Source organism: Paenibacillus xylanilyticus (genome assembly GCF_009664365.1).
Taxonomy (GTDB): domain Bacteria; phylum Bacillota; class Bacilli; order Paenibacillales; family Paenibacillaceae; genus Paenibacillus; species Paenibacillus xylanilyticus_A.
The window spans coordinates 2,087,934-2,100,668 of the sequence record NZ_CP044310.1; the positions used below are offsets into that span (position 1 = coordinate 2,087,934).

Genomic DNA, 12,735 nt, shown 5'->3' on the forward strand with positions numbered 1-12,735 from the left:
TTTTTGTTGTAACAGGTGTGTATGTTATCATGAGAGTAGATGTACTTGAGGGTTTGACCATACGATACGTGAGGTGCTGGAATGGAAAAGTTTATTCTCATAGATGGAAATAGCATTATTTACCGGGCATTTTTTGCAATGCCTCCTCTGACGAATTCGAAAGGGCTGCATACCAATGCGGTGTATGGCTTCACCACCATGCTGCTCCGATTGCTGGAAGAGCATAAGCCAACCCATGTTATGGTGGCATTTGATGCCGGTAAGGTCACTTTCCGTCACGAAGGATATCAGGAGTATAAGGGTGGCCGCGAAAAAACACCACCCGAGCTGTCGGAACAGTTTCCATTACTCAAAGAATTGCTGCAAGGACTGGGTATTGCCCAGTTTGAGCTGGCCGGGTTTGAAGCGGACGATATCATCGGAACGTTAACCAAACGCGCAGACGAGGCTGGAAGACAGGTACTGGTTGTATCGGGTGACAAGGATATGCTGCAGCTTGCCTCCGAACATGTACATATCGGTCTCACGCGCAAAGGGGTAACGGAAATCGAACTGTATGACCCTGCTCAAATTAAGGAACGGTATGGTCTAACGCCACTCCAAATCATTGATCTCAAAGGTCTGATGGGCGATGCGTCGGATAATATTCCGGGTATTCCCGGAGTCGGAGAGAAAACAGCGTTGAAGCTGCTGCATCAGTTCGGATCGGTAGAAGATGTGTTGAACGGGACAAGTGAACTGAAAGGCAAGATGAAAGAAAAGATTGAAGCCCACGCCGAAGATGCTCGGATGAGCAAACAACTGGCGACGATTCACCGGGAAGTTCCGCTGGAACAGACTTGGGAGGATATGCAATTTGCTGGATTAAAAGAAGAACAGGCTGGTCCTGCACTGGCCAAGCTGGAATTCAAATCCTTGCTTGAACGCTTGTCATTCAGTGGGAGTGTAGGCTCTGCAGCTGAAGCGGTACCGGCTGCCGAAGTGGAATCCACGATCGCTACAGAAGAAACGATTGGTGATCTCTTTGCCTCCCTAGAATCCATAGATGTACTCCACGTGGAGACCCATGGTGATAATCCGCATCAAGCGAGATTGATTGGGGTAGCGATTGGATCTGGTGAGACGTATATCTTCCTGTCACCGGAAGTATTAAACGCTGAAGCTGCGGCTCCGGTGCGAGAATGGCTTGGTAATTCGGACAAGCCCAAACGTGGTTATGATTTGCACCGCGTCGATCTGGCTCTGCACGCGCATGGCCTTGAATTCGCCGGAGCATCCTTCGATGTGCAGCTTGCTGCCTACTTGCTTGACCCGACGGAATCCAATCAAACCATTAGCGGCTTGACTTCGAAGTATGGCTTGCCTTCCCTTGCTGAAGACGACACGGTTATGGGCAAAGGTGCAAGATACAAGGTGCCTGATGTAGAAATCCTTGGCGATTTCCTGTGCCGTAAGGCAGCTGCCGTGGCTGCCATTATTCCTCTTCAGGAGCAGGCACTTGAGAATGATGAGATGAACGCGCTCTTTCACGATTTGGAGATGCCGTTATCACGTATTCTGGCAGACATGGAGAAACAAGGAATCAAAGCCAATACGGCAGACCTGCAGGCCTTGGGCCGTGAGTTCGAGGAACAGATCAGCAGGCTGATGGCGGAGATTTACCGACTTTCCGGTACGGAATTCAACCTGAATTCCCCCAAACAGCTCGGTGAGATTTTATTCGATAAGCTCGGCCTTCCTGTGGTGAAGAAAACCAAAACAGGTTATTCCACTGATGCAGAAGTTCTGGAAAAGCTGGCTCCATATCATGACGTCGTACAGCTGATCCTTCAATATCGTCAGCTTGCGAAGCTGCAGTCCACCTATGTAGAGGGTCTCCTCAAGGAAATTTCGGATCGGGACGGCAAGGTCCATACGTATTACCGGCAGACGATCGCTGCGACAGGGCGTCTCAGCAGTCAGTTCCCGAACTTGCAGAACATTCCGATCCGTCTGGAAGAAGGACGCAAAATCCGGAAGGTGTTTGTTCCTTCCGAGCCAGGCTGGTCCATTTTGGCTGCCGACTATTCCCAGATTGAATTGCGTGTACTTGCCCATATTTCGGATGACGAACGGCTCAAGGAAGCTTTTGTTCATGATATGGATATTCATACCAAAACAGCTTCTGACGTATTCGGAGTGAAGGCCGAAGAGGTGGACAGCGACATGCGTCGTTCAGCCAAGGCTGTTAACTTCGGAATCGTGTATGGTATTAGCGACTACGGGTTATCCCAGAATCTGAACATTACCCGTAAAGAGGCAGCCCAGTTTATCGATCAATACTTTGAAGTGTTCCAGGGCGTTCGTCGATATATGGACGACATTGTGAAGGAAGCACGCCAGGATGGCTTTGTCAAAACGCTGCTGGAACGCCGCCGCTACCTGCCTGAGATCAATGCAAGCAATTTTAATCTGCGTTCCTTCGCTGAGCGTACAGCGATGAATACCCCGATCCAGGGGACAGCCGCAGACATTATCAAGCTTGCCATGGTGCAGATGGATGAAGCGCTGCGTGAACGCCAATTGAAGAGCCGCATGCTGCTTCAGGTACATGACGAACTTGTATTTGAAGTACCTGCGGATGAGCTGGAGCTAATGAAGGAATTGGTGCCTTCCGTTATGGAAAAAGCTTTGGAGCTCTCGGTACCACTCAAGGCAGAAGTCAGTTTCGGGGAAAACTGGTACGAAGCCAAATAACAAACGGTTTATATTTCGGTTTATTTACAAACATTTCCTCACAAGGATTCGACATAAGAAGGGGTCCCGCTGAAGCTCAACTTCCGTTATAATATAGGGGAGGTGAGAACATCATGCCGGAATTACCGGAAGTCGAAACAGTCAGAAGAACATTGAATCAGCTTGTTGTAGGTAAGACCATTGAACGCGTAACCGTTAACTTGCCGCGTATCATTCAGCGGCCGGACGATATAGATGCATTTGCACTGGAACTCGCAGGACACACCATCATCGGAGTGGAGCGCAGAGGGAAGTTTTTACGGATTTTGTTGGACGGGCTGGTACTGGTCTCTCATCTGCGGATGGAAGGTCGATACGGCGTATACGAGCAGCACGAAGAAGTAGAGAAGCATACCCATGTTATCTTTCACTTCACAGATGGTACGGAATTAAGATACAAGGACGTACGTCAGTTTGGAACCATGCATTTGTTTGCAGCGGGCGAAGAGCTCGTATCCAAACCTTTGTTGAAGCTCGGCCTTGAGCCACTGGATCCGGCATTTACCGTGGCCGCATTTCGTGAGGCGGTTGGTAAACGGACAACCAAAATCAAGGCTGTATTGTTAAATCAGGCATATGTCGTTGGCATCGGGAATATTTATGTGGACGAAGCCCTTTTTCGGGCAGGCATTCACCCCGAAACCATTGCCAAGACGCTGACTGAAGCCCAATTGACGGTGCTGCACGAGGCTATTGTAGCTACGCTGCAGGATGCCGTGAATGCGGGCGGATCCTCCATCAAATCGTATGTTAATGGACAAGGTGAGATGGGCATGTTTCAGCATCAACTGAAAATCTATGGTCGCAAATCCGAGCCTTGTACAACGTGTGGTACATTGATTGAGAAAAGCGTTGTTGGCGGTCGCGGGACGCATTACTGTCCGAAGTGCCAACCACTAAAGTAACCCAAAGATGATACCAATTGAAATTGTCGTTTACACGTCTACGGAGAGGGCAGAAAAAAACTGGAGAAGCGAAGCGTTCACCTACAAGCTTTCTGCAAGAAAGCTACATCGAAAGCATAGGCTATCACCGGATTTCCCCTTGGGGGAACGAAATATAAAAAATCTGGGGATAACAGTGATCGGAAGTATATTCTGTTATCGTAGTAGTTAATGTAATCTGCAAGCTTGAATTTGTGCCGAAAGAACGAAATGATTAAAACGTAGCACCCATGGATTACTCCCTCCATATACTGATATGGCAGAAATAAGCGGGCGAATACCTATCTGTAACGGTAGGTGGAAACGAGTTCCCGCACAGGGGAGGAATCCGGGGTGCTGCATCATTTTATTTCATTGCTGGCGCTTGCTTTGGCGCTTAGTTTAGATGGTTTTGGTGTCGGGATTACATACGGGCTGCGCAGGACGAAGATCCCGCTGTTATCCATTGCTGTCATCTCCATTTGTTCGGGGTTGGTCATTGCGTTGTCCATGCAGGTGGGAGTTTTGTTATCCCATGTGGTATCTCCTGATATGGCTTCGTTCGTTGGTGCGGTTATTCTGATTGCCATCGGTGCGTGGTCATTAATACAGTTAATCCGTAAGCAGGGGAAGGATCGCCTCGAATCGGAAGAGGGAACGGAAGTAGTCGGAGATGAAGAGCAAGTAATCGATGCAGCGCCGGTCAAAGGCAGAAATCAAGTGCTGGCACTTGATCTTGAACCATCTGCATCCGGCGGATCGCTGGAACGCATGGTATTTACACTGGAACTGCGGAAATTAGGTGTTGTCATTCAAATATTACGCAGTCCTTCCAAAGCGGATATGGACAATTCGGGAAGCATATCCACCCAGGAGGCGATGTGGCTTGGAATCGCGCTGTCACTGGATGCCTTCGGTGCAGGGCTCGGAGCTGCTTTGCTCGGTTTCCCCACATTGTGGACTGCACTTGTCATCGCGCTGTTCAGTGGCGCATTTCTGTTAATAGGCATGAAAGTCGGATTACGCTTTTCAGCACTGCGCTGGATGAGAAGACTGTCCGTACTTCCTGCGTTGTTACTGATGATAATGGGAATAATGAAGCTGTTATGAGGTGAAACGATGAATATTGGCTTAACCGGCGGGATCGCAACGGGAAAGAGCAGTGTTTCCGCCCTTCTTGCCAGTAAGGGAGCGCTGCTGATTGATGCAGACGTGATTGCCCGGGAGGTCATGATGCCCGGGCATCCTGTTTTGGCTGCCGCTGTTCAGCGGTTTGGACAAGCCATATTAAATGAAGACGGGACACTGGACCGGAAAAAGCTGGGCAGCATTGTGTTTCAAAATCCCGATGAGCGTAAAGCCCTCGAGGCAATAACACATCCGGCTATTCGCCAGGAGATGCGGGAACGTGCTGCTGCATATGAAGAGGCCTATCCGGACAAGCTTGTGGTATCGGATATACCTTTATTGTTTGAATCCGGTCTGGAAAAAGGATTTGATGAGGTTGTCGTTGTTTACGTTCCAAGATCCGTGCAGCGGGAGCGGCTGATGAGCCGGGATGGCATGACAGAGGAACAGGCTGACGCCCGTATTAACGCGCAGATGGATATTGAACATAAGAAGCAGCGTGCTGACGTGGTCATTGACAACAGCGGCTTATGGTCGGAGACGGAGCAGCAGGTTATTTCATTTTTGCATCATAAGGGTCTGATATGAAGTTATTGCGCAAGAAACGGGTACTGCTGTTGATGTTTGTATCATTTGTTTTGGTGCTGTTCCTGAATACAAACTGGATGGCGTGGTTTTATCCGATTCATTACAAGGAAGAGATTCGTGCGCAGTCTCAGAGCTATGAGGTAGACCCTTTCCTTATCGCTTCCATCATCAAGGTGGAAACCAATTTCAAGACAAGCAAGGAATCCAGAAGAGGTGCCATCGGGTTGATGCAGCTGATGCCGGATACGGCCAACTGGATCATGGAGCAGGCCAAAATTCCCGGGACCTCGTTAGAAGAACTGAAGCATGAACCGGGCAGGAACATTCAGCTTGGGACATGGTATCTGCGTAACCTCTCAGAACAGTTTGACGGAAATGAGACGGCCATGATTGCCGCTTACAATGCCGGACCAGGCAAAGTAAGTGGATGGATCAGAGATGGTGTCTGGGACGGCTCGTTCGAGACAGTCAAGGATATTCCTTTTGGAGAAACCCGGCACTATGTACAACGAGTCATTTATTATTATAATCAGTATGTAAAGATCTATAATACGTTCTAATGGCTGATTGCTTGGATTACGCGGTAGTCTAGAGTACAATCGGTTTGAATTTTGATATCGTATGTCTTATTTAATAGTAGAAGCACAGAGCAGGCCGGTTATTCACCGGCCGCTCCATGCTCCTCTGTCAAACGTATTACAAAGCAGATATTATTGGTATTGACCTGCCAATTGCTGTTCTGCAATTGTTACCAGACGTTTCGTGATGTATCCACCGATCGAACCGTTCTCGTAAGAAGTCATGTTACCTTGGTATCCGTCTTGTGGGATGCTGATTCCGAGTTCTTGAGCAACTTCATATTTCAATTGCTCCAGTGCTGCGGAAGCGCGAGTTACTACCAAGTTGTTGGAGTTACCGTTGCTGTTTTGGGCCATTGCTGTTCACCTCCTCGCGGTTGGTAAAAGTATTATGTGTCTTCAATGCAATTTTCATAACTAGAAGTGACAGGGAATTTATGGTAAAAGAAAAACATGGGAAGTGATCTAAGTTGAAATGTCCTTATTGCGCCTATCTGGGTACAAAAGTGCTGGATTCTAGGCCTGCTAATGAATCAAAATCCATCCGCCGTCGTCGTGAGTGCGAGCAGTGCAGTCGCCGTTTTACAACGTTTGAAATGGTTGAAGAGACACCGCTGATTGTCATCAAGAAAGATGGCAGCCGTGAAGAGTTTAGTCGCGACAAAATTCTCCGTGGCCTTATCCGTGCTTGTGAGAAACGTCCAGTCTCTGTAGAGACGCTCGAGATGATGGTTTCCGAGGTAGAGAAGTCACTGCGTAACACTGCAGAAGCTGAAGTGGAAAGCCGCCAGATTGGCGAGCTGTTGATGGAGCAGTTGTTCCCGGTTGATGAAGTGGCCTATGTGCGGTTCGCTTCCGTGTATCGCCAATTCAAAGACATCAATATGTTCATGAAAGAACTGAAATCGTTATTGTCCAAAGAGGATCTCGACGATTAAAGAAGTGGATTAAGGGAGAAGAGCAGTCTGGGCTTGTAATTATGAGTGTTCTTGTCTGTACAGAGGTTGTTCTTCTCCAAACACTTTGCGTTCTAAAAAAGTTATTGACAGCTAAAGCTGCATTTTATATGATATAGAAGTCGCCTGTGAAACTTCGCAGAAGCGGACAAGTGTATATATATGTGGGGAATTAGCTCAGCTGGGAGAGCGCGTCGCTGGCAGCGACGAGGTCAGGGGTTCGAGCCCCCTATTCTCCATTCAAATTAAACTCTTGAAACCCTTGGTACAGTAAGGGTTTTTTCTTTTTTTATAGAAGCTTTTAAAAATGACTTACTACATTTTTTACTTCCATTGGGAACGGATTGGGGACAAGCCTTTTATTTTGTTTGAATTGATTAAAAGTCTGAACAGCATCACGGTTCAATTTTTCAATTGCATGTGTATACATATTTCCGGTTCTTAGATTTGTTTCATTGGTACGTTCTTACTCATCAAGTAAGTTGCAGTGGTATGACGTAAACCATTATCTTGACTGAAAAGTAAACGCGACGATGGATCTGATTCTATCAGAAAAGATAATTAACATTGTTGCGACTTATCAGACTATTGGAAAACTGCTAACAACACAAGATCTTTTAACCAAGATTAGCAGCACACCAATGAAACAATACGCCGATGGCGGAATAGCAAGGGAGCCATCCATATTCGGTGAAGCGGGTCCAGAAATCGCTATACCGTTGAACAACAAACCGAGGTCACAGGGCTTACAATAGGATTATGGGGAGAGAAAGCGGAGTGCTTGCAGGATCTTCTGATATTTAAATTGTATTCTCGACTAGCTATGATATTGCTGGCGTAGATTCTAGCCAAGTAAAGGCTCAGACCCTGGGAATAAACGAGCTGAAAAGTATGTTGCACCAAATAGAAAGGGATAGTCAGAGGAGGAGCCTGGTAGGATAACGACTTATCGAACTATTCAAGGATAGACCTGGGACGGAATTGCTTATAAGGTGACAGGCAGTTGTAATGCCATGCCCACTCCCGATGTATGTCAATCTCAATCATATTCACACCGTGATTTTCACGGCAGGCGTGAAATTGAATGTATAATATATTGAAGCGCAGACATCGAGAACGCTGCCATCTTGGAGGGTAGACGATGAGTAATCTGGTACAGAAGGGCGTTATGCGGCGGTGTGGCTTCAGTTTAAAGGCAAAGACGTAAATAAGGACTTTGCTCCTTACCTGATGAACTTTAATAACAATGAAGGCTATTCCGGCCAGGCAGACGACATCACGATGACAGTGGATGATCGGGACCGGGAATGGATTAAGGAATGGTGCCGGTGATGGGCAATGAGATTAGAGCGGAGATTCTGAACTATCATTGAGACAAGCAGGGTGAGAAATTGAAGCTCCCTTACGGAAAATTCTATCTGAAGTCATTCACATATGGTGGTATACCGGATACGGTCACGATGGAAGCGAGTGCTCTTCCCGTTGAAGGGAATAAATCAAAGGAGGAGAAGAGTTCAACGTCATGGGGAAAACGTGCAACTCAAGACGGTTGCTGCCGAGATGCAAAACGTGCAAAGCTTGATTTGGTGTACGAAGTATCTTCGAATCCGTCTTGTGAGCGATTGGATCAAACGGAACAGACGGACCTTGAATTCTTGCTTGGTATTGCTGTGAAAGAGGAAATTACCCTTAAGATCAGATGGGCCAAGCTTGTTTTATTCAACGAGGAAAAGTTTGAAAAGGCAGCAGATGCCTTTGATATCGTTTATGGGGAAAGGTAATGTACATCCTATGATTTTGACTCTAATAGTGAAGATGCGGCCTATGGAAGCTGTGAAGTGGTGTAGACAATTCCGAAAAGCAAGAAAGAAGCGGCGAAGACCGTTAAGGGGGATACAAACTACCGAATGAGGAAATTTGCCTATGCTTCAAGTCAATAGAAGTGTCGAGTCGGTAGCCAAGGCCAATAGGCTGGCAAAAAACAGTTTTCGAGAGCAAAACAAGAAGGCGGGGCGTGGGCGCCTCACGCTCTCTGGACATATGCGGCAGGATTGACCATAAATATAAAAGACTGGGCTATTTCGATGGAAAATACATTATTGAGTGCGTTAATCATCGAATCAGTGCAACGTCACCTTATACCACGTTCCTTTACTTTTTCTAATATGGTTAGATCTTTAAAATTTCGAATTTTGAATAAATCCCCGTACAAAACTAATTGTAATAATTTTTTTCTGAAAATTCTCTAATATTATCTCTAGTTCAAACAACAATTGATGCCCCTATATGTTTTCAGATAGGGACTCATAGTATTCAATGGTTTCCTGTCTCTTAAACATAATTGATGTAAGCTTAGTTGAATGCTCTTTGAAAGTATATACTAAATTTGAATTTGCTTCAGGTGTAACCTTTTATTCTTTCACATCTCAGTTCTACCGTCCACGTTTTGAAAGTGGCGAGACATTCAATTAACTAATCAGCGACCTTTGTTCTTGCATCGCTTGAATTTTTTGTCTCATTTTTATAATTCTTTTTCTGAGTCCTATTAACATTGTAGAGAACAAGTAGAGCTACGGTAAGATTGCATAAAATGATTCCTCTTCTATAGGAAAACCAATAGTTAGATAAGCAGATATGACAAGGCCGATGTATAATAATAATTTTCAACCATGGATAATTATATTATATTTCATCTCATTTGATATCTTGAAATTACCGGTGTCGCGTTTCTATCAAAATTGATCCTCCTTCGATTGAATTTCACATGAAAAGATCCTATCAGTCATGTGTGACTGTAGGACCTTTTTGTTTGAAAAGTTTCTTGATTACCGTGGATATATTAATATCATGTACAATTTGTTATACACGGCCTTTTCGGACCTCAGAGCCTTCATGAACACGTGTATTTTGAATCCGGAATGATACATTGGATACTTTATACTGAACCGGGCCGATATTCTTTTCCCAGGATACACTGACACTGTGTCTTTGCTATTCTAAATTATCTACCGCATATTGAGCTTCTTCCTTCGTAAATTTTTCTCCGTACTCAGAAGTCAATTGGTCATAAATAGCGGAATCTGACATATTCATGCTCTCTGCATAATTCTGTGCCGATTTTAATGCATTTTCTTTCCAATCGATTTGGAGGTTGTCAATAGCGTATTGAGCGGCTTCCTTCGGGAAGTTTTCTCCATACTCTGAGGTCAATTGATCATAGATTCCTTGCTTGGACATATACATCATTTTTGCATAGGATTGAGCCGATTGCAATGCCGCTCTATGTTCCCGTGGAATACTATTGGCCTCGGCTTCCTTTTTAGCCAATTCTTTAGCTGCAGCTGCATCTTTCGCTTCCTGTTCTTCTGCAGCTTTTTTATCGGCCTCTGCTTGCTCTTTGTCTGCAGTTGTTTGTTCAGTTGATGAATCTTCTTTTTGGGATTGCTGGGATACTGCTTGGGCAGTAGGTTCGTTGGCTGGAGTTTCTTTCTCGCCGAGATTACCGATCACTCCGATAAAAACTACGATAGCAATCCAAAACCACCACTTCTTATAAATCGGTTTCTTGTTCAAGGTACTTCCTCCTATGTAATAGATAAAGATAGTCTATCAGACCTAGGTAAATGTTTCTAGATATTTTGGAACAATTACAAAAATGTCGATATGGGTTAACTATATAACTAAACCCGAAAGGATCGGTCAAGCCTCTGCTATGTTGTTCTAGTAGAGGTTTATTTTGTTAAGACATTTTGAAATCTTTCACTAACATGAATGAAATACTTAATTATAAGAAATTAAAGAGGGGGATGGTTGAAAGGTGTAATGTTAAATAGTTGGAGTTGGATTCAATGGAATTAAACAATGGAATATTACGTAGCACTTAATTGAGAAAAACGAAAACAAACATTAGCGGTTTTAACCTAATCTAGGAGAGAGTCGCTTTTTGGCGTGTTCAAATGAATGCTTTTCTCAGAATTATGGAACTATTTAGATATTTTTATATAGGGTTATTAATATTTTTGAAATACTCTCCGATATTATACATGTTAATGATTTTGATACTATCAAAATTTATGAGAGTAATACCAGATCATCAGATTTAAATAATTCTCTGAGAGGTGGATTTCTTTGTTTTCTAAAAAAATCTTAATGTCTTTTGCAAGTTTGGTTTTATCGGGAATGTTTTTCTTAATACCCCCAACTCATGCTGCTTCTACCCCATTTGTTCAGGGAAGTGGCTACCAGTCAGGTGCGTATGATACTGATGCAATGCAACCTACTTCTTTTAACTGGGATAGAAATTCTAGATTTGCAGGTGTAACCGAGGATGTATACATAAAATGGAGTTATACAACACCAGCACCAGGTAATGCATCCCTAATATTAGATGAGAACGGTTCTGTAATAACTAAGAGTTTTATAGGAGGAGATCCTAAGTATTCAATACAGGCTATTAATCCTAACGGAACGCTTAAATGGGTATACAATACAAACGATGAAATGACTATGGGCTCTCCAGTAATCAATAAAGAAGATAAACTTATTATTATGGGGGCAGACAAGCTCAAATCTATTAATTTAAATGATGGTATTGGTACTGAGACTAAGTTTGGTGAAGCATATCCTACCCAAATAGCAATAGATGATAAAGGTGTTTATTATCTAGTCGGCCCGATGAGAGTAGCAGCTTACTACCCTAATGGTACGCTTAAATGGAAAGCGAGCCATAATTATAGTCGAGGGAGCTATCCTATTCTCACTAAAACTGGATCCCTAGTATTTAAAGCTGGGAATGGTACAGCTGGATCTCTATACTCTTTTAATGCTGAAACAGGACAAAAAAACTGGGAGTATGGTTTACCTTCGAACTCCAATAACACAGCTCCAGCAGTATCCGTAGATGGTACGATCTATGCAAGTGATAGGCTTGGGTATACTTACGCTATAGATCCTACTGGAACTATGAAATGGAGTTTTAAAGCAGATGCTGCTTCGACGAGTGCTAATATAGTTGATCCAGTCGTATCTCATGATGGTACGATATACGTGGTTAATGCGACAAAGAATCTATATGCTCTTAACTCAGACGGGACGATTAAGTGGGTATATAATACGAACTATGGTATCAATTCTTCTCCTATAGTTGATAAGAACGGCGATGTGTTTTTTTTCAGTCAGAGTGCTGCTAATGCTATAGATAAAAACGGAAAGCTAATCTGGTCCTTAAGTATAGAAGGATCAGCATTTAATTCTCCTGCGATTGCCGAAGATGGAACTATATATGCCCATGCAAACAATGGCATTTTATATGCGATTGGAGGGAAAGTAAAGCAAGACTCTGAAGACCCGGAAACGGAGATTCCTGTCGAACCTGAAATTCCATCTAGTGGGAGGGCCTTGCTAGTTATTATGCTTCAAAACGGTGTAGAAAGAGAATATGACCTATCAATGAGTGAGGTTAATGCTTTTGTCAATTGGTACGAATCTAAATCTGGGGGAATTGGGAATATTACTTTTGCTATCGATAAGCATAGTAATAATTTAGGACCATTCAAGCAAAGAAAAGACTATATTCTATATGATAAAATTATTACTTTTGAAATAAATGAGTACTAGAATTTGTGCTAAATTTCAATATGCCTCCACTCTAAAGTGGAAACTTACATTATATTATTAACTGAGTGGTATTAATTACGTTTTGTTTAAAGTGCTGATATAAAGATGTACCTAGTCAAATGACTGGGTATTTTTTTTGTTGAATAACGAACAAATATTCGCATATAATAA

At 43.9% G+C, this 12,735-nt stretch carries 11 protein-coding genes and 1 tRNA gene; 10 read left to right on the forward strand and 2 right to left on the reverse strand.

Translation table 11 applies throughout. The features are described 5' to 3' along the window. The first annotated feature begins 81 nt into the window (after nt 1–81). From polA to F4V51_RS09525, 5 genes are all read left to right on the forward strand, one after another. The gene (polA, locus tag F4V51_RS09505) at nt 82–2,736 is read left to right on the forward strand and encodes a DNA polymerase I (protein WP_153977784.1); all 2,655 of its coding nucleotides are present in this window, start codon (nt 82–84) and stop codon (nt 2,734–2,736) included. 113 nt (nt 2,737–2,849) lie between these two features. Then, a complete protein-coding gene (gene mutM / locus F4V51_RS09510) occupies nt 2,850–3,680 on the forward strand; it encodes a DNA-formamidopyrimidine glycosylase (RefSeq protein ID WP_095288112.1) in 831 nt (276 codons plus the stop codon). A 372-nt stretch (nt 3,681–4,052) separates the two neighbouring features. Next, nucleotides 4,053–4,808 carry a manganese efflux pump gene (locus tag F4V51_RS09515; RefSeq protein WP_153977785.1) on the forward strand — a complete coding sequence of 252 codons (756 nt, stop codon included), beginning with the start codon at nt 4,053–4,055 and terminating at the stop codon, nt 4,806–4,808. 9 nt (nt 4,809–4,817) lie between these two features. Next, entirely contained in the window at nt 4,818–5,414 is a 597-nt protein-coding gene (gene coaE, locus F4V51_RS09520) for a dephospho-CoA kinase (protein WP_153977786.1), read from the forward strand. Next, on the forward strand, nt 5,411–5,974 hold the full coding sequence (locus tag F4V51_RS09525; RefSeq protein ID WP_095358995.1) for a lytic transglycosylase domain-containing protein: 564 nt from the start codon (nt 5,411–5,413) through the stop codon (nt 5,972–5,974). Before coaE ends, F4V51_RS09525 begins: the two co-directional genes overlap by 4 nt. A gap of 150 nt (nt 5,975–6,124) precedes the next feature. On the opposite strand, the gene F4V51_RS09530 is transcribed toward F4V51_RS09525, so the two are convergent. Continuing rightward, on the reverse strand, nt 6,125–6,349 hold the full coding sequence (locus F4V51_RS09530) for an alpha/beta-type small acid-soluble spore protein (protein WP_095288108.1): 225 nt from the start codon (nt 6,347–6,349) through the stop codon (nt 6,125–6,127). A 113-nt stretch (nt 6,350–6,462) separates the two neighbouring features. Between F4V51_RS09530 and nrdR the strand changes: the two genes are divergently transcribed. The 4 genes from nrdR to F4V51_RS09550 all read left to right on the forward strand — a co-directional run bounded on the left by nrdR (nt 6,463) and on the right by F4V51_RS09550 (nt 8,729). Continuing rightward, the gene (gene nrdR, locus F4V51_RS09535) at nt 6,463–6,930 is read left to right on the forward strand and encodes a transcriptional regulator NrdR (RefSeq protein ID WP_095288107.1); all 468 of its coding nucleotides are present in this window, start codon (nt 6,463–6,465) and stop codon (nt 6,928–6,930) included. A gap of 184 nt (nt 6,931–7,114) precedes the next feature. Further along, a tRNA-Ala gene (locus tag F4V51_RS09540) sits at nt 7,115–7,187 on the forward strand. Nucleotides 7,188–8,124: 937 nt separating this feature from the next. Then, a complete protein-coding gene (locus tag F4V51_RS09545; protein WP_153977787.1) occupies nt 8,125–8,280 on the forward strand; it encodes a hypothetical protein in 156 nt (51 codons plus the stop codon). Between the two features lie 59 nt (nt 8,281–8,339). Next, nucleotides 8,340–8,729 carry a hypothetical protein gene (locus tag F4V51_RS09550; RefSeq protein ID WP_153977788.1) on the forward strand — a complete coding sequence of 130 codons (390 nt, stop codon included), beginning with the start codon at nt 8,340–8,342 and terminating at the stop codon, nt 8,727–8,729. A 1,210-nt stretch (nt 8,730–9,939) separates the two neighbouring features. Here F4V51_RS09550 and F4V51_RS09555 read toward each other — a convergent pair. Further along, complete coding sequence (locus F4V51_RS09555) at nt 9,940–10,521, reverse strand: Ltp family lipoprotein (RefSeq protein WP_236146731.1); 582 nt, start codon at nt 10,519–10,521, stop codon at nt 9,940–9,942. Between the two features lie 555 nt (nt 10,522–11,076). Here F4V51_RS09555 and F4V51_RS09560 point away from each other — a divergent pair. Next, nucleotides 11,077–12,564, forward strand: a complete 1,488-nt coding sequence (locus F4V51_RS09560; protein WP_236146732.1) for an outer membrane protein assembly factor BamB family protein — start codon at nt 11,077–11,079, stop codon at nt 12,562–12,564. Nucleotides 12,565–12,735 lie beyond the last annotated feature (171 nt).

Excerpts from the sequence above, each read along its gene's own strand:
- coaE (WP_153977786.1), top strand. The coding sequence starts at position 4,818 with ATGAATATTGGCTTAACCGGCGGGATCGCAACGGGAAAGAGCAGTGTT.
- mutM (WP_095288112.1), top strand. The coding sequence starts at position 2,850 with ATGCCGGAATTACCGGAAGTCGAAACAGTCAGAAGAACATTGAATCAG.
- F4V51_RS09525 (WP_095358995.1), top strand. The coding sequence starts at position 5,411 with ATGAAGTTATTGCGCAAGAAACGGGTACTGCTGTTGATGTTTGTATCA.
- F4V51_RS09530 (WP_095288108.1), bottom strand. The coding sequence starts at position 6,349 with ATGGCCCAAAACAGCAACGGTAACTCCAACAACTTGGTAGTAACTCGC.
- polA (WP_153977784.1), top strand. The coding sequence starts at position 82 with ATGGAAAAGTTTATTCTCATAGATGGAAATAGCATTATTTACCGGGCA.